Raw genomic sequence first — 16,369 nt, forward strand, 5'->3', positions numbered from 1 at the left:
GGAAAATACCGCTTTGACGCAGGAAACCGAATTCCCGGCCCGGAGGCCCGTAAAATGAAGAAACCAAAGTGGGTCGTTGAGAAAGAACAGGCGCGCAAAGCTGCTGCCGCGGAAACCGTGTGGCTGTTCGGAATACACGCTGTTCGTGATGCGCTGATGAATCCCAAACGGCACAAATTACGCTTGATCGTGACGCGAAACGCCAACGATAAACTGATCGAAGCGATTGAATTTGCAGGGATTACACCCGAGATGGCTGATCCGAGAAAATTCACGGCTCCAATCGATCCGGGGTCGGTTCATCAAGGCGCGGCGCTTGAGGTCAAGCCGCTGGAATGGGGTGGGCTTGCCGAAAACTGTATTGGGCAGGAAAACCCTCGTGTGTTGTTGCTGGACCGCGTGACCGACCCACACAATGTTGGTGCGATTCTACGCTCGGCCGAAGTGCTGGGTGCCAGCGCCGTGATCGGAACGCGCCACCATTCGGCACCCGAAACCGGCGCGCTGGCCAAAACTGCCAGTGGGGCCTTGGAAAGACAGCCTTATCTGCGTGTGCGCAACTTGGCCGACGCTATCAACGAGTTGCAGAATATGGGGTTCTTTGTCCTCGGTCTGGATGGAGAAGCCGAGCAGACCATCGAAGCGACGCTCAGGGAGAAGCGCGATCGGCCAGTGGCCTTAGTCCTCGGGGCCGAGGGGCCAGGGTTGCGACAAAAAACCAAAGAGACTGTGGATCAATTGGTGAAAATTGACGCGGCGGGTGGATTTGGGTCTCTCAATGTCTCAAATGCTGCGGCGATTGCACTATATGCATCTCAGCCCAGATGACAGGAGGCCCAAATTTCCACTCCGCATAAAATTGCCACCTGCTGCTATTGCGGGACTCGCGCCGCTTTGGTTCTTAAAGGAAAGCAACAGCACGAGTTGAGCTGCGCCAGCTGTGGCGCGCCTTTGCACAATCTCAAGATGGTGCCAAAGGCCAAGCTAGCCGAGCGGCCGTCGAATGGCTATTCACCGACAAACAAGAACAAGAAGTACAAGAAGAAGAAAAAGCGTGGCTTGTTCTCGAAGGTGCTGGATGAAGCTTGGGATGTGATCGAAGACGTGTTCGACTGAACCATTGCACGCCTGTTCACATCGGCGTCATGGGGGTTTCCGATGCGGCATGAAATATGCATCTTAAAACCTTCTGAATGCGAACAAACGATTCACCAATGCTGTCCCGACGTGCCTTCTTAACCAGTCTCTCCTGTATTGCATTTGCCCCTGCTCTCGGAGCGCAGGACAAGCCCATGTTCTATGCGGATAATGGGCTGGCGATATCAGGTTACGATGCAGTGTCCTATTTTAAGTTAGGAGAGCCAGTAAAGGGTAATCCCGATATCACGCTTATGTGGAAAGGTGCCACCTGGTGGTTTGCATCTGAAGAGAATCGTGATCGATTTGAGCGGAACCCGAGGGCTTTTGCCCCGCAATTTGGTGGGTATTGCGCCTATGCGATGGCAACCGGACTTCTGAGCAGTACTGACCCGCACGCATGGCAGATCGTGGACGGCAAATTGTATCTGACACATTCTGAGGCGATTGAGCGTATTTGGAAGCAAAACGTCGCTCAGAATATCCGTGAAGCCGACGCGCACTGGCCTGCAGTCCTGTATTAACTGAGCGCAATTGATCTGTTTTGATTGTCGGGCTTCCACCCGATGCAGAGCGTCTGTCGGCGATGTTCTTCTGCTGAAAACAAGATTCCGCAAAACGGCAGATTTCCGCCTTTTGTGATTTGTCATCACAAAAATGCGCGCCGCCCCTTTTTTTCAATCAACTCATGCCTAAATGTCACAGTGACCGCGGAATGGAACTGCCGCGGGTCATTTCACTGTCCCTCGTTCCAACAACTGGCGCTCAGGTATTACCTGAGCGCTTTTTTCTTTTCTGCGTGGCGTTTAGGGTGCGTTCATGCCTGACTACTCTGACCAGTTCCTGAAAACGGTGTTGAAGCGGACCAAGACCATCGCCGTTGTCGGCGTGTCCATGAACCCGGTAAGGCCCAGTTACTATGTGGCCCGTTACCTGTCGTTGAAGGGATACAAGGTGATTCCGGTTAATCCGGGACATGCGGGCAAAGCACTGTTTGGTCAGACGGTCAGGGCGTCTTTGTCGGAAGTATCAGAGCCAGTCGACATGGTGGACATTTTCCGCAGGTCCGAGGCTGTGCCGCCCATTGTTGACGAGGCTTTGAGCGCGTTTCCGAACCTTAATACGGTCTGGATGCAGATTGGCGTTGAGCATGCTGAGGCCGCAGCCAAAGCACAGGAGCGCGAAGTGGACGTAGTAATGAATCGGTGCCCCAAGATCGAATATCAACGCCTGTTTGGTGAATTGCGAATGGGTGGGTTTGCAACGGGCGTGATTTCGTCCAAACTCTGAGCAGATCATGGCTCTTGCTCTTCCGCTTCGAAGACCCGCTATGATCGGATTCGCGGTTGGCTTTGATTGAATGCCGATCGTGCGCGATCCGCTAATTCCCATCCTCCCGAAATCGAACCAGTCTGATCCCTGCGAAGGGTTCTGTGAAATGGAAAGAGAGTTAAAGCAATGTCGATTCCTGAACCACCATTTGAAGGTGCCTGCCTATGTGGCGCGGTGCGCGTTCGTGTGACGGCGACGCCCCTGCTGACCGTTGCGTGCCACTGTCGAGATTGCCAAAAATTCAGTGCTAGCGCGTTTTCACTAACCACGATGTTCCCAATCGATAGTTTTACCCATGACGGCGAACTGGTTCAGGGTGGGCTTGGGGCGGTCGAGCGCGCGCACTATTTTTGCAAGTCGTGCCTGAACTTCATCTATTCGCGGCTCAAAGGAGCACCGGAGCGGGTCAACGTGCGGACGTCGATCTTGGACCAAGCCGCGTCATTGACGCCATTTCTCGAAGTGATGACCGAAGCGAAGATGCCTTGGGTGCATATTCCCGTGGTGCGCAGCTACTCAAAATTTCCGGAGACACAGGAAGAACTGCAGTCGCTTATGAGTGACTATTCAAACAGCTGAATTCCGATGCAATTATGCAGAGGCGCTAAGCACTTTGGAGCCCGACGACAGAGAAGTCTGACGATTGACTGGGGTTTCAGTTCGCTGCCAACGGGGTCAGTTGCCCAGCCTATTCCTGGCGACGCTTTTCCAGAACCACTTCACGCGGAACCCAATCGTAGCGTGTGTCTTCGACCAAGGGAGACCAGAACAACACCCCGCCATAGCGCCAGGGGTCCAGTACGACGCCTTCGTACATGCTCTCCCCTTTGTGGCTGATGATGGCGGTGCTGTGGTCGATGCGGAATGGATTGTCTGCATTGGCGATGGCGCGGTGCATTTCCAGCGTGCGGAATTGTTCCTGATCCAGACGACGCTCGATATCCTCGGCCCAATGCCAACACAAACCACGCGGGCGCAGGCCTTTGTTGACCTTGGCATTGTGAATCAAGGGCGGGTCGGTGATTTCGTATTCCTGCACCAGCTGCGCAGTATAGGCATAAGCGATGCGGGCGGCGCGGGTGGCTTCTTCCGGGTCAATATCGGGGCCGAGGCTTTGGATTTCAGTCGCCAACCGCTGGACCTCATCTCCGGTAGGCGGGGGAGGGGTTGCACAGGCGGCGAGGGTGGCAAGTGCTACTGCGAACACCAAAGCTCTGATCATCTGCGCGCCCTTTGCCTCAATGCACCTGAACCAGGAGTATAGCGGGCCGGGGTATCGCACGAAACCCGCTTAACCTTTGGGGCGGGATGCCTTTTCCGTGATGCCGCTGGTGCCCTGTCGACGGGCCAGTTCGGCCAGGACATCGTCCAGCTCCACATCACGCGCGGCCAGCATGACCAGCAGGTGATAAAGCACATCAGCTGCCTCGGAGGTCAGTTTTTCCCTGTCCCCTTTGATTGCTTCGATGATTGCTTCGATGGCCTCTTCACCGAATTTCTCGGCGCATTTCTCAGGACCTTTGGCCAAAAGCTTGGCCGTCCAGCTGCTGTCAGTATCAGTACCCTTGCGCGCCTCGATCGTGGCGGCAAGATCTTGCAGAATACTCATGTCAGCCTCATCGGAATGCCAGCAGCGGCCATATGCTCTTTGGCCTCGTGGATGGTGTATTCGCCGAAATGGAAGATCGAAGCCGCAAGGACCGCGCTGGCCCCACCTTTGGTTACGCCTTCGACCAGATGATCCAGATTACCGACGCCCCCGCTGGCGATCACGGGCACATCTACCGCGTCACTGATCGCGCGGGTCAGGGGCAGGTTGAACCCGGCCTTGGTGCCATCACGGTCCATTGATGTTAGCAGGATTTCCCCCGCGCCCTTGGCGACGACGGTTTTAGCAAATTCAACCGCGTCGATGCCTGTTGGTTTGCGACCGCCATGAGTGAAAATCTCCCATGTTCCGGGGCTGACCGTTTTGGCATCGATGGCGCAGACGATGCACTGGCTGCCGAACTGATCTGCCGCCTCGGCGATCACATCAGGGTTGGCGACAGCGGCCGAGTTGAAACTGACCTTATCCGCCCCCGCCAGCAGCAGGGCGCGCACGTCATCTTTGGTGCGCACACCACCGCCCACAGTCAGGGGTACAAAGCATTGTTCGGCCGTGCGCTGCACCACATCGAACATTGTTCCGCGATTTTCATGCGTCGCGTGGATATCCAGAAAGCAGATTTCATCAGCCCCTGCGGCGTCATAGGCTTTGGCAGACTCGACCGGATCACCAGCATCGCGCAGGCCGACAAAGTTCACACCTTTGACCACGCGGCCATCAGCGACATCCAGACAGGGAATGATACGGGTTTTCAGCATCGGCCTTCCTTTGTTGGCCGCACCCTTACCGGCAAACCCTCGCCGATGCCAGACTTGTGATTGCGATCTGTCGTGAAGCCATGGAAATTAGAGGTGAAATTCACGAAAAGGATTACCTAGATGAGACATCTTCTTTTGGCTTCAATATTCGCATTCGGAGGCGCGCTGTCCGCCATGGCTGACGACATTATCAAAGTGGAAACCAACAAATCCGTGGCCGAAGCGCTAGACGCGCTGGAGGCTGCCGTGGGCAACGCAGGCGCGACCGTGTTCGCGCGTGTGGACCACGCAGCAGGGGCGGAAAAGGTCGGTACGCCCATTCCGCCCAATCAGGTGCTGATTTTCGGCAATCCTGCGCTGGGCACGCCAGCAATGCAGATCGACCCGCGCGCCGGGCTTTTTCTGCCATTGAAAGTGCAGGCCTACGAGGACGCAAACGGGCAGGTATGGCTGGCCTATGAAGACCCGAAAGAGACGATGGACGAGCTTGACGAGGTCGAAAAGTCTCCGGTCATCGAGAAAATGCGCGGCGCTTTGGCGAAGCTGACCGCCGCTGCCGCCCAGTAATTTAACTCAGGGCGCGAATGGCCTCTTCCAGGTCAATCGCGCCATCATAGAGCGCGCGGCCCGAGATCGCGCCGTTCAGCTCAACTCCACAATCGCGCAAGGCGATCAGGTCGTGCAGCGAGCTGACACCGCCCGAGGCGATCACGGGAATCGAAACCGCCTGCGCCAGCGCAGCGGTGGCATCGATATTCGGGCCCTGCATCGCACCATCACGGTTGATATCGGTGTATATGATCGCGGCAACTCCGGCGTCTTCAAAACTGCGCGCCAGATCGGTGACCTGCACGTCGGTTTCTTCGGCCCAGCCCTTGGTGGCGACCATGCCGTTGCGCGCGTCGATTCCGACGGCGACCTTGCCGGGGAAGGCTTTGGCAGCTTCGCGCACCAGATCAGGGTTCTCGACCGCCACGGTGCCTAGAATCACTCGGGCCAGACCTTTCTCGATCCAGGTTTCGATTGTGGCCATGTCCCGGATGCCACCGCCCAGCTGCGCCGGCACGTCGCATGCTTTCAGAATTGCCTCGACCGGAGCCGCATTAACAGGCTCACCCGCGAAAGCGCCATTCAGGTCCACCAGATGCAGCCATTCACAACCCGCCTCGACAAAGGCGCGGGCCTGCGCTGCTGGATCTTCGTTAAAGACCGTTGCCTTGTCCATTTCACCACGCAGCAGGCGCACGGCATTGCCGTCTTTTAGGTCGATGGCGGGGTAGAGGATCATGTCAGGCGGCCCTATATCTCTGTTACACGCGCGGGATATCGCACAGGCAGGGCAGGGGTGCAACGCGACGCAAAGTCAATCTTGCCCGGTGCCCAATGGCAGGTCAGACTGAACGCAAAGACAGGGAGATTACCATGAAGACATATACGCTTGCAGCGGTTTTTGCTGCGCTCGCCACGACCGCCTTTGCGGACGATCCGGTGGATGGTCTGTGGAAGACCGCGCCGGGGGATACTGGTGGCTATCTGCATGTGTCGATTTCCGAATGCGGTAGCGCCATCTGCGGTACCATCGACAGTGCCTTTGACGCAGACGGTAATCAGCAACTGGAATACGAGAATCTCGGGAAACAGATCATCTGGGACATGGTGCCCGATGGTGAAGGCGCCTATAGCGGCGGTAAAATCTGGGCGCCGGATCGAGATAAGACTTACAGCTCGAAAATGTCTTTGGATGGGCAGAACAAGTTAACAGTCAAAGGTTGCGTCGCAGGTGGATTGGTCTGCCGCGGACAGGATTGGACCCGGGTTCAATAGTCGATCATGGGGCCCAGGTCAGGAAGTTTCCGATCATGCGCAGACCCACATCCTGGCTTTTCTCGGGGTGGAACTGCATTCCAACCATTGTGTCGCGGCCAATAACGGCCGTGACTTCTTGCCCATAATCCACATAGGCCAACCGCTGCGCCGAATCGGTCACTCGGAAATGGTAGGAGTGCACAAAGTAGGTGTGATCACCTGATTTCACCCCGTCAAAGACCGGGTGACCGCTTTCCAGTACCAGATCGTTCCAGCCCATATGCGGTACCTTGAGCGCGCTGTCTGAGGGCCTAATCTTCACGACATCGCCGGCAACCCAGCCCAGACCGTCGGTCTCAGCGTATTCATGGCCTTTCGTCGCCATCAGTTGCATGCCGACACAGATGCCCAGAAACGGGCGGCCCTTCTTCTCGACCGCCTCGACCATCGCGTCATAAATGCCCTTGTGGCCGCGTAATTCGGCGGCGCATGCTGGGAAAGCTCCATCACCGGGCAGAACCAGCCGGTCGGCCCGCGCGACGACGTCTGCATCCGATGTCACGACGACCTCGCCCGCCTCCAACTCGCGCGCCATGCGTTGAAACGCCTTTTCCGCCGAGTGCAGGTTGCCGCTCTCGTAGTCAATGATGGCTGTCAGCATCTACAGCGCGCCCTTGGTCGAGGGGATCGCATCCGCTTTGCGCGGATCGGTTTCGACAGCCAAGCGCAGCGCGCGCGCGACGGCTTTGAAGGCCGCTTCGGCAATGTGGTGGCTGTTGAAGCCGTGCAACTGATCGATATGCAGCGTTATGCCGCCATGGGTGCTGAGTGCCTGAAAGAATTCTCGCACCAACTCGGTGTCAAAAGTGCCAATTTTGGGTGTTGGCAGGTCCACATTCCAGATCAGGAAAGGCCGGGCGGACAGGTCCAGCGCACAGCGCACCTGGGCGTCATCCATGGGCAGGTGGCACTCGCCATAACGACGGATACCCTTCTTGTCCCCCAGCGCCTGCGTCAGTGCCTGACCCAGCGCGATGCCGGTATCTTCGACCGTGTGGTGATCGTCGATGTGATAATCGCCCTTGGCACGGATCGTCATGTCGATCAGCGAATGGCGCGCCAACTGATCGAGCATATGGTCGAAGAACCCGACGCCGGTCTGGTTGTCATACTGACCGGTGCCGTCCAGGTTAACCTCGACCGAGATCTCGGTCTCGGCGGTCTGACGGCTGATTTTTGCGCTGCGCATGGGCGAATTCCTTTTGCTACAGGCGCGCTTATAGACATGGATGGGCGACCTATCCAGACCGGTTTCAGCCTTCGCTGCAAACTGTTGCAGGGGATTGCACCCGGGCGCGGCCCGTGCCAGCCTGCGGTCAACACGAACCAACAAGGCCCGGCCCATGTCCACCTGCGTCTTCATTCAGATCCGCTGTAAACCCGGAACCACCTACAAAGTCGCCGAAGAGATTGCCCTGCGCGAAATTCACTCGGAACTGTATTCGACAAGCGGCGAATTCGACCTTCTTCTGAAACTCTATATCCCCGAATCTGAGGATGTAGGTCATTTCATCAACGAAAACCTGCTGGTGATTCCCAATATCGAACGGTCCTTGACCACGATGACGTTCAAGGCGTTCTAGCCCAGCTCAAACGTCGTCACGCCAAAGATGCGATCCAGATCAATGTCTGGTTCGTGATCCGAATACATCCGCGCAGTTTCAAAGACCTTGTCCAGCCCAAGCTCATCGGCCAACGCAAACGCCGCGGCATTGGGCTGTGGCATGTCTATGAATACCTCATGCGCGTTGTGATCTTCGGGGATCGCCGAAAGGACAGAAGACAGCAAAGCTTTTGCTATATCGGACGTATCCGCAAAGATGGGGCCGACCTTATACCCGGTAAGACAGGGGCGTAATGTTGCATACCCCTTGATCTTGCCATTCTCGGTATAGATTTTCGAAACATGGTTGTACGCGCTCAGCCAGCTGTCCAGAAACTGGTCGCGCGGCGCAGGGAATAGCGCGCGATCATATGTTTTCAATTCGGCTGTTGCGCCATTCAGGTCCGAGATGTTGGCGTTTGGTCTAGCCCCCAGCTTTCCGAGTATCCGGTCTTTGGTCCCGGCGAAGCGATAGTTGTTGTAGGCAAAGGTAAAGCCCGACTTGCGATAGTTGTCCTGCTGCTCGACGACGCCATCCAGTCCCATATTCCGCCCCGTGCAATGGGCCAGCGCATGCCCTGCGATTTCAAGTCCGTGCCCGTGATGGCGAAACTCTGGCTTGACGATATAGAACCCCAGAAAGGAAAACTTGTCGTCGTAATTCACGGCTGAAACCGAAGCTATCATCTCGCCGCCCAGAAACCCGCCTAAAAAGCCATCCGGGTCTGTCGGGCGGAAACACTCGGCATCATGAACGCCCGGGTTCCATCCTTCGCGCCCAGCCCAATCCACGGCGTGCTGGACCTCGGATGCGGTAAGTGGGCGAATGACATAGTCCGACATGAGCAAATCCCGTGCGTGATTGAAATCACGGCCAGAATGGCGCAATGCCAGCGAAAGAACCAGTGTGTTTGGAAGGTTTGGTATCTGGAGCGGGCGAGGCGATTCGAACGCCCGACCCTAACCTTGGCAAGGTTATGCTCTACCCCTGAGCTACGCCCGCATCAGATACATATGTGGTCCGAAGACCTCTCAATGGAGCGGGCGAGGCGATTCGAACGCCCGACCCTAACCTTGGCAAGGTTATGCTCTACCCCTGAGCTACGCCCGCGCCGTTGAGTGAGGAGGGATGTATAAATTCCAACACGAGGCTGCAAGCGGAAAAACACAAAAACGCGCAAAAATCTTTAGACGGAATTCCAGGGCGCCGGTGTTTAAGAACCATAGCAGTGAACGAAATGAGGAAATGGGTGCGAGAAATGGCAAGTATTGCAGACATTAAAATGGCGGCATTGGCGGCGTTGATCGTGCTGACCACGCTGTTTTGCACACAAAACAACGAGACGCTGGCAGATGGGGAACAGAATCTTCCCCATACTCCCTTGATCGAGAAGCAGGTTCTGATGGGCTAAATCGTGCTCAAACAGCCAGTATAAGGTTCGCGATTGCGGCGATCAGAATGGCAATAAATGTCAGCCCCATGCCGATTTGGCGAAAGATGATGATTTGCGGCGTCTTGCCAAACCCGTAGGCATGCGAGAGTCGCCCGGCTAGCAGCGATAGCCCCAGCAAATTCACAAGCAAACCACCAGCGCCTTGCAACTCAGCCATAGCGATCAGCAGTAGTGCAAAAGGGGCGTATTCGGCGCAGTTCGCATGGGTTCGCATCGCCTTGATCATCGCCTTGTCGCCGTGATCGCCGACAGAAATTCTACCCTTCCGCCGTTGAAGGATCACATTAACGCTGAGCGCAACGTATAGAATTGCAACAAGCGCGGCGTAAATCGGGGTGATGGACAGCATGGGGCCTCCTGAAGTTAAAAGGGCCGCCCGGTTCCCCGAATGGCCCTTGATAGTTTAGAAGGCTAAACCGGTTATTCCAGTTCGACCAGCAGGTCCTTGGCGTCAATCTGGCCACCCGGCTGGACGTGGACGGCCTTAACCACCGCGTCGCGCTCGGCATGGATGCCGGTTTCCATCTTCATGGCCTCGATCGTCAACAGCAGATCGCCTTCCTTGACCTCATGGCCCGTGACGGCGGCCACAGTCGCCACAACCCCCGGCATTGGTGCGCCGATATGGTTGGGGTTTCCAACCTCGGCCTTGGGCCGCTGAGCGGTTGTGGCTTTGACCAGCCGGTTCGGTACCCGGATCACGCGGGGCTGACCGTTGAGTTCGAAGAACACGCGCACTTCGCCGTTCTCGTCCGTTTCACCAATCGCCTGGCACCGGATTTCCAGCGTCTTGCCGGGGTCGATCTCGGCCGTGATCTCTTCGCCCGGCTCCATCCCGTAAAAGAAGGTACGCGTCGGCAAGGTACGGACCGGGCCATAGGTGCGATGGCGGCCCATGTAATCTAGGAACACTTTGGGATACATCAGGTATCCGTTCAGGTCCTCGTCATCGATTTCTTTCCCGTCCAGCTGTTTGGACAGATCAGCACGCGTCGCTTCCAGATCGACCGCTTCGACATGTTTGCCGGGGCGTTCGGTGTTGGGGGCCTCGTCCTTGAGCACTTTCTGGATGATCGTATCCGGGAACCCACCCGGAGGTTGACCCAAATTGCCGCGCATCATGTCGATCACCGAGTCGGGGAAGGCCACTTCCGTGCCCGGATTTTCCACATCATCGCGGCTCAGGCCTTGGCTGACCATCATCAGCGCCATATCACCGACCACCTTCGACGATGGCGTCACCTTGACGATGTCGCCGAACATCTGGTTCACATCGGCATACATCTGAGCGACCTCGTGCCAACGCTCTTCCAAGCCCAAGCTACGCGCCTGCGCCTTGAGGTTAGTGAACTGCCCGCCTGGCATTTCATGCAGATAAACCTCGGAGGCAGGGGCCTGCAGGCCGGACTCGAAGGCCGCATATTGGCCGCGTACGGCCTCAAAGTAATCGCTGATCTCGCGGATCGCTTTGATGTCCAGCCCGGTGTCACGCTCGGTATGGCGCAGTGCCTCGACCACTGTGCCAAGTGTCGCCTGAGAGGTGTTGCCCGAAAACGCATCCATCGCGCAATCCACCGCATCCACACCTGCCTCGGACGCGGCCAGAATGGTCGCGCTGGCGATGCCTGCGGTGTCGTGCGTGTGGAAGTGGATCGGCAGACCGACCTCTTCCTTCAACGCACGGATCAAGATACGGGCCGAAGCTGGCTTCAGCAAACCTGCCATGTCTTTCAGACCCAGCACATGCGCGCCTGCATCGCGCAGCTCTTTTGCCATGCCAACATAGTATTTCAGGTCGTACTTCGAGCGGTCGGGGTCCAGAATGTCACCGGTATAGCAAACGGTGCCTTCACAAATCTTGCCGTTTTCGATGACGGCATCCATAGCGACGCGCATGTTCTCAACCCAGTTCAACGAGTCGAAGACGCGGAATACGTCGATGCCTGTCGAGGCCTGACGCACGAACTCTTGCACCACGTTGTCGGGATAGTTGGTGTAGCCCACACCGTTCGCCCCGCGCAGCAGCATCTGAGTCATCAGATTGGGCATCGCCTCACGCAGATCGCGCAGGCGCTGCCATGGGCATTCCTGAAGGAAGCGGTAAGCCACGTCGAAGGTCGCGCCCCCCCAGCATTCAACCGAGAACAGCTGCGGCAGGTTCGCCGCATAGCTCGGTGCAACCTTGATCATGTCGATCGACCGCATCCGTGTTGCCAGCAACGATTGGTGACCATCCCTCATGGTGGTGTCGGTGATCAACAACTGGCGCTGTGCTTTCATCCAGTCAGCAACGGCCTGCGGGCCCTTCTGCTCCAACAGATTGCGCGTGCCCATCTGGGGTTCGGCCTTCAACGCAGGCGGACGCGCCTCTTTCAGATCGGGGCGCGGCATCGGGCGGTCCTTGGTTTCAGGATGCCCGTTTACGGTGATGTCGGCGATGTAGTTCAGAACTTTGGTGCCACGGTCGCGACGCTTTTTGAACTGGAACAGATCCTGCGTCTCGTCGATGAACTTGGTGGTGTATTCATTCGACAAGAAGGTCGGATGCTTCAGCAGGTTCTCGACAAATGCGATGTTAGTCGACACACCCCGCACGCGGAATTCCCGCAGCGCCCGATCCATCCGGGCGATCGCCTTCTCGGGCGTCGGAGCCCAAGCGGTGACCTTGGTCAGAAGCGAGTCATAATACCGGGTAATCACCCCGCCCGCATAAGCGGTGCCACCATCCAGACGAATGCCCATGCCTGTGGCCGAGCGATAGGCGGTGATGCGGCCATAGTCGGGGATGAAGTTGTTCAGCGGGTCTTCGGTGGTCACACGGGTCTGCAACGCGTGGCCGTTCAAGCGAATCTCGTCCTGGCTGGCTTTGCCGGTGGCCTCGGCCAGCGTCTTGCCCTCGGCAATCAGGATCTGCGCCTGAACGATGTCGATGCCGGTGACTTCTTCGGTGACGGTGTGTTCCACCTGCACGCGTGGGTTCACCTCGATGAAGTAGAACTTGCCGGTGTTCATATCCATCAGGAATTCAACAGTACCGGCACATTCGTAGTTCACATGGGCGCAGATACGGCGGCCCAGCTCGCAAATCTCAGCGCGCTGTTCTTCGGTTAAGTACGGGGCAGGGGCGCGTTCCACGACCTTCTGGTTGCGACGTTGGACTGAGCAGTCGCGTTCATAAAGATGATAAATCTCACCGTGCTTGTCGCCCAGAATCTGCACTTCAACGTGACGCGCGCGGGTGATCATCTTTTCCAGATACCCTTCGCCATTGCCAAAGGCGGCTTCGGCCTCGCGGCGGCCTTCCAGCACTTTTTCTTCCAGCTCATCCTCGGACAGGATCGGACGCATCCCGCGACCGCCGCCGCCCCAGCTGGCTTTGAGCATCAGCGGATAGCCGATCTCGGCTGCCTCTTTCTTAATGGCCGCCATGTCGTCGCCCAGAACCTCGGTCGCCGGGATAACAGGGACATCCGCCGCAATCGCCACCTTCCGCGCGCTGGCCTTATCGCCCAGAGCGCGCATGGTTTCGGCCTTGGGGCCAATAAAAGTGATACCGTTCTGAACACAGGCATCTACGAAATCGGGGTTCTCGGACAGCAGGCCATAACCGGGATGGATCGCATCCGCGCCGCTTTCCTTGGCCACGCGAATGATTTCATCAATCGAAAGATAGGCCGCGACTGGTCCCAACCCTTCGCCAATTCGATAGGCCTCATCCGCTTTGAAACGGTGCAGGCCCAACTTGTCTTCCTCGGCGAAGACCGCGACGGTGCGTTTGCCCATCTCGTTGGCCGCGCGCATCACACGAATGGCAATCTCGCCGCGGTTGGCGATCAGGATTTTCTTGAAGTCTGTCATTTCAGGTCCCGGTCTTTATAGCTGTGGCCTTGTGCATAGGCGGACAATACGGTCACGTACATATGTAATTCTGGGTAGAACCGGCATGTTAACGCTCGCAAACGCCGCCCATTTGCGCAATCTTAATACATATGCCGCATTGCGGCATCAATCCCTGCCGAGGAATGTCAGTTTGAGCCGTGTAACCGATCAGACCGCGCTCAGAGCAGGGGTATAGTGATTCTGTTGAATTCAGGCGAACAAGCCGTGAACAAACCCTTTCCCTTCGCGTTCAACCAGCGTAGTTTAGTCGCATGAGCAGTTTTGACGAAATGGACGCCTTCGAGGGCGCATCGCTGTCGGCGCGGGCGATGCCTGCAGCCTCGGCAGAGTACCTAAATGATCTCAACCCGGCGCAGCGCGAAGCGGTTGAGAGACTGGATGGTCCGGTGCTGATGCTGGCTGGCGCGGGCACAGGTAAAACCAAGGCGTTGACCGCGCGGATCACCCATCTGCTCAGAAGCCATCGGGTGCGCGAGAATGAGATTCTGGCGGTGACCTTCACCAACAAGGCCGCGCGCGAGATGAAAGAACGCGTTGGGCGAATGCTGGGCCGACCCGCCGAGGGGATGCCGTGGCTGGGCACGTTCCACGCAATCTGTGTCAAGCTTTTGCGCCGCCATGCGGAACTTGTGGGGTTGAAGTCGAATTTCACTATTTTGGATACAGATGATCAGAAGCGGCTGCTCAAACAACTTACTCAGGCCGCAAATATAGATGACAAGCGCTGGCCCGCTCGGATGCTGGCGGGGATTATTGACGATTGGAAAAACCGCGCTCTTACGCCCGACAAGGTGCCCGCCGTAGATGCAGGTGCCTATAATCACAAAGGTATTGAGCTTTACGCCCAATACCAAACCCGTCTGCGCGAGCTTAACGCGGTGGATTTCGGGGACCTGCTGTTGCACATGGTCACGATTTTCCAGACCCACCCGGACGTATTGGAGCAATACCAGCGCTGGTTCCGCTATATTCTTGTAGACGAGTATCAGGACACAAACGTCGCCCAATACCTCTGGCTGCGCCTGCTGGCGGGGGGGCACAAGAATATCTGCTGCGTTGGAGATGACGATCAGTCGATCTATGGCTGGCGTGGGGCCGAGGTGGGCAACATCCTGCGCTTCGAAAAGGACTTTCCGGGTGCTTTCGTGGTCCGACTGGAACAGAACTACCGCTCGACCCCGCATATTTTGGCCGCTGCGTCTAATGTCATTCGAGGCAACGAAAGCCGCTTGGGCAAGGAGCTCTGGACCGACCGCCAAGAGGGCGAAAAGGTCCGTCTGATCGGCCATTGGGATGGCGAGGAAGAGGCGCGCTGGATTGGCGAGGAAATCGACGCGATGCAGGGTGGCACGCGCGGCGTGCGACCGATGAACCTCGATGAGATGGCGATCCTCGTGCGCGCCTCGCACCAGATGCGGGCGTTTGAGGATCGGTTTTTGACCATTGGTCTGCCTTATAAGGTGATCGGTGGCCCTCGGTTCTATGAGCGGATGGAGATTCGCGATGCCATGGCCTATTTCCGGCTGGTGGTCAGCCCCGAGGATGATCTGGCCTTTGAGCGCATTGTGAACACGCCCAAACGTGGCCTTGGCGACAAGGCTCAGCAGACGATTCAAGTGGTTGCGCGCGAAAACGGCGTATCTCTGGTCGAAGGCGCGCGGATCGCGGTTGAGAACGGGTTGATCAAGGGCAAGGGTGGCAAGGCGCTACGCGAACTGATCGACGGGTTGGCGCGGTGGAATGCAATGACGCGTGGGCCTCGGATCGAAGTGGACGATGATACGGTGATTGATGACGGTGTTTCACCGATCCGATACGGCGCGCCCGAGCATACGCATATCGAGCTGGCGCAGATCGTCTTGGACGAATCCGGCTATACCTCGCATTGGCAGAACGAAAAGACGCCCGAAGCGCCGGGACGATTGGAAAACCTCAAAGAACTTGTCAACCAGTTGGACAATTTCGAAAACCTGCAAGGGTTTCTGGAACATGTCAGTCTGGTGATGGACAATGAGCAGGACGGCGATGGGGCCAAGGTTTCAATCATGACCCTGCACGCAGCCAAGGGGCTGGAATTTCCTGCCGTGTTCCTGCCTGGGTGGGAGGACGGTTTGTTCCCCTCACAGCGGTCGATGGACGAATCGGGGATCAAGGGCCTCGAAGAAGAACGGCGGCTGGCATATGTGGGCATCACGCGCGCTGAAGAGGTCTGTACGATCTCTTTCGCAGCTAACCGGCGAGTTTTCGGACAGTGGCAGAACTCGATGCCATCCCGATTCATCGATGAATTGCCCGAAGATCATGTGGAGGTGCTGACGCCTCCGGGTCTCTATGGCGGGGGGCAGCAAACTGCGGGCATTGAAACCCGTGCGGCTGAGGCGAATGTTTACAATTCACCGGGCTGGAAGCGGATGCAGGCGCGGCAGGGTCAATATGGCATGTCTCAACCCAAGGAGAGCCGCAATACCGTGATTGATGTGACCGCTGTCGCCAGCTTTACACTGGGTGAGCGCGTATTTCATCAGAAGTTCGGCTATGGCGCGGTGATCGGCATCGAAGGGGACAAGGTCGAGGTCGATTTCGACAAGGCAGGGACGAAGAAAGTGGTTTCGCGCTTTCTGTCGGCCAAAGATGACGTACCGTTTTGATGTAGTGCGAGGCTCTGCCTGACACTCCGGAAAATTAGGGCCAGGCGAAGCATGGGGGCATT

The 16,369-nt window shown here is 57.1% G+C and carries 19 protein-coding genes and 2 tRNA genes; 10 read left to right on the forward strand and 11 right to left on the reverse strand.

Annotated features, from left to right (window positions below):
* Positions 1–54: 54 nt before the first annotated feature.
* The 5 genes from rlmB (at position 55) to ACR0NN_RS15030 (ending at position 3,048) form a co-directional block, all read left to right on the forward strand.
* Positions 55–828, forward strand: coding sequence for a 23S rRNA (guanosine(2251)-2'-O)-methyltransferase RlmB (rlmB, locus tag ACR0NN_RS15010; protein WP_170723504.1), 774 nt, complete (start codon positions 55–57; stop codon positions 826–828).
* A gap of 12 nt (positions 829–840) precedes the next feature.
* On the forward strand, positions 841–1,116 hold the full coding sequence (locus ACR0NN_RS15015; RefSeq protein ID WP_170723771.1) for a hypothetical protein: 276 nt from the start codon (positions 841–843) through the stop codon (positions 1,114–1,116).
* Between the two features lie 176 nt (positions 1,117–1,292).
* Positions 1,293–1,661 carry a YHS domain-containing (seleno)protein gene (locus ACR0NN_RS15020; protein WP_480684978.1) on the forward strand — a complete coding sequence of 123 codons (369 nt, stop codon included), beginning with the start codon at positions 1,293–1,295 and terminating at the stop codon, positions 1,659–1,661.
* 295 nt (positions 1,662–1,956) lie between these two features.
* Complete coding sequence (locus ACR0NN_RS15025) at positions 1,957–2,427, forward strand: CoA-binding protein (protein WP_170723502.1); 471 nt, start codon at positions 1,957–1,959, stop codon at positions 2,425–2,427.
* Positions 2,428–2,595: 168 nt separating this feature from the next.
* Positions 2,596–3,048 (forward strand): GFA family protein, encoded by a 453-nt coding sequence (locus ACR0NN_RS15030; RefSeq protein WP_170723501.1) that lies wholly within the window; start codon positions 2,596–2,598, stop codon positions 3,046–3,048.
* A 109-nt stretch (positions 3,049–3,157) separates the two neighbouring features.
* Here the strand turns inward: ACR0NN_RS15030 and ACR0NN_RS15035 are convergent, their stop codons facing one another.
* The 3 genes from ACR0NN_RS15035 to hisF all read right to left on the reverse strand — a co-directional run bounded on the left by ACR0NN_RS15035 (position 3,158) and on the right by hisF (position 4,836).
* Positions 3,158–3,691 (reverse strand): hypothetical protein, encoded by a 534-nt coding sequence (locus ACR0NN_RS15035; protein WP_170723500.1) that lies wholly within the window; start codon positions 3,689–3,691, stop codon positions 3,158–3,160.
* A gap of 69 nt (positions 3,692–3,760) precedes the next feature.
* A complete protein-coding gene (locus ACR0NN_RS15040; RefSeq protein ID WP_170723499.1) occupies positions 3,761–4,078 on the reverse strand; it encodes a phosphoribosyl-ATP diphosphatase in 318 nt (105 codons plus the stop codon).
* Positions 4,075–4,836: an imidazole glycerol phosphate synthase subunit HisF gene (gene hisF / locus ACR0NN_RS15045; protein WP_170683229.1), complete on the reverse strand. Its 762-nt coding sequence runs from the start codon at positions 4,834–4,836 to the stop codon at positions 4,075–4,077. The genes ACR0NN_RS15040 and hisF overlap by 4 nt, the downstream gene beginning before the upstream one ends.
* Before the next feature lie 120 nt (positions 4,837–4,956).
* Here hisF and ACR0NN_RS15050 point away from each other — a divergent pair, with 120 nt between their 5' ends.
* Positions 4,957–5,403, forward strand: coding sequence for a DUF302 domain-containing protein (locus tag ACR0NN_RS15050; RefSeq protein ID WP_480684981.1), 447 nt, complete (start codon positions 4,957–4,959; stop codon positions 5,401–5,403).
* 1 nt (position 5,404) lies between these two features.
* Here the strand turns inward: ACR0NN_RS15050 and hisA are convergent, their stop codons facing one another.
* Positions 5,405–6,124 (reverse strand): 1-(5-phosphoribosyl)-5-[(5-phosphoribosylamino)methylideneamino]imidazole-4-carboxamide isomerase, encoded by a 720-nt coding sequence (gene hisA, locus ACR0NN_RS15055; protein ID WP_170723498.1) that lies wholly within the window; start codon positions 6,122–6,124, stop codon positions 5,405–5,407.
* A gap of 134 nt (positions 6,125–6,258) precedes the next feature.
* Between hisA and ACR0NN_RS15060 the strand changes: the two genes are divergently transcribed.
* Positions 6,259–6,660 (forward strand): DUF2147 domain-containing protein, encoded by a 402-nt coding sequence (locus ACR0NN_RS15060; RefSeq protein WP_170723497.1) that lies wholly within the window; start codon positions 6,259–6,261, stop codon positions 6,658–6,660.
* A 4-nt stretch (positions 6,661–6,664) separates the two neighbouring features.
* On the opposite strand, the gene hisH is transcribed toward ACR0NN_RS15060, so the two are convergent.
* Both hisH and hisB read right to left on the reverse strand, forming a co-directional pair.
* Complete coding sequence (gene hisH / locus ACR0NN_RS15065) at positions 6,665–7,303, reverse strand: imidazole glycerol phosphate synthase subunit HisH (protein WP_170723496.1); 639 nt, start codon at positions 7,301–7,303, stop codon at positions 6,665–6,667.
* Positions 7,304–7,891, reverse strand: a complete 588-nt coding sequence (gene hisB / locus ACR0NN_RS15070; protein WP_170723495.1) for an imidazoleglycerol-phosphate dehydratase HisB — start codon at positions 7,889–7,891, stop codon at positions 7,304–7,306.
* 154 nt (positions 7,892–8,045) lie between these two features.
* On the opposite strand from hisB, the gene ACR0NN_RS15075 reads away from it, so the two are divergent.
* Positions 8,046–8,285 (forward strand): Lrp/AsnC ligand binding domain-containing protein, encoded by a 240-nt coding sequence (locus tag ACR0NN_RS15075; protein WP_170683224.1) that lies wholly within the window; start codon positions 8,046–8,048, stop codon positions 8,283–8,285.
* Here the strand turns inward: ACR0NN_RS15075 and ACR0NN_RS15080 are convergent.
* The 3 genes from ACR0NN_RS15080 to ACR0NN_RS15090 all read right to left on the reverse strand — a co-directional run bounded on the left by ACR0NN_RS15080 (position 8,282) and on the right by ACR0NN_RS15090 (position 9,416).
* On the reverse strand, positions 8,282–9,148 hold the full coding sequence (locus ACR0NN_RS15080) for a GNAT family N-acetyltransferase (RefSeq protein WP_170723494.1): 867 nt from the start codon (positions 9,146–9,148) through the stop codon (positions 8,282–8,284). The genes ACR0NN_RS15075 and ACR0NN_RS15080 overlap by 4 nt on opposite strands.
* Before the next feature lie 85 nt (positions 9,149–9,233).
* Positions 9,234–9,308, reverse strand: a tRNA-Gly gene (locus ACR0NN_RS15085).
* Between the two features lie 33 nt (positions 9,309–9,341).
* A tRNA-Gly gene (locus ACR0NN_RS15090) sits at positions 9,342–9,416 on the reverse strand.
* Between the two features lie 148 nt (positions 9,417–9,564).
* On the opposite strand from ACR0NN_RS15090, the gene ACR0NN_RS15095 reads away from it, so the two are divergent.
* A complete protein-coding gene (locus ACR0NN_RS15095; RefSeq protein WP_170723493.1) occupies positions 9,565–9,717 on the forward strand; it encodes a hypothetical protein in 153 nt (50 codons plus the stop codon).
* 7 nt (positions 9,718–9,724) lie between these two features.
* On the opposite strand, the gene ACR0NN_RS15100 is transcribed toward ACR0NN_RS15095, so the two are convergent.
* Together ACR0NN_RS15100 and ACR0NN_RS15105 are read right to left on the reverse strand one after the other, a co-directional pair.
* Positions 9,725–10,108, reverse strand: a complete 384-nt coding sequence (locus tag ACR0NN_RS15100) for an MAPEG family protein (protein WP_170723492.1) — start codon at positions 10,106–10,108, stop codon at positions 9,725–9,727.
* 71 nt (positions 10,109–10,179) lie between these two features.
* Positions 10,180–13,617 (reverse strand): pyruvate carboxylase, encoded by a 3,438-nt coding sequence (locus ACR0NN_RS15105; protein WP_170723491.1) that lies wholly within the window; start codon positions 13,615–13,617, stop codon positions 10,180–10,182.
* 293 nt (positions 13,618–13,910) lie between these two features.
* Between ACR0NN_RS15105 and ACR0NN_RS15110 the strand changes: the two genes are divergently transcribed.
* Positions 13,911–16,307 (forward strand): UvrD-helicase domain-containing protein, encoded by a 2,397-nt coding sequence (locus tag ACR0NN_RS15110; protein WP_170723490.1) that lies wholly within the window; start codon positions 13,911–13,913, stop codon positions 16,305–16,307.
* Positions 16,308–16,369: the final 62 nt, after the last annotated feature.

This window comes from Ruegeria sp. BA2 (genome assembly GCF_056539605.1).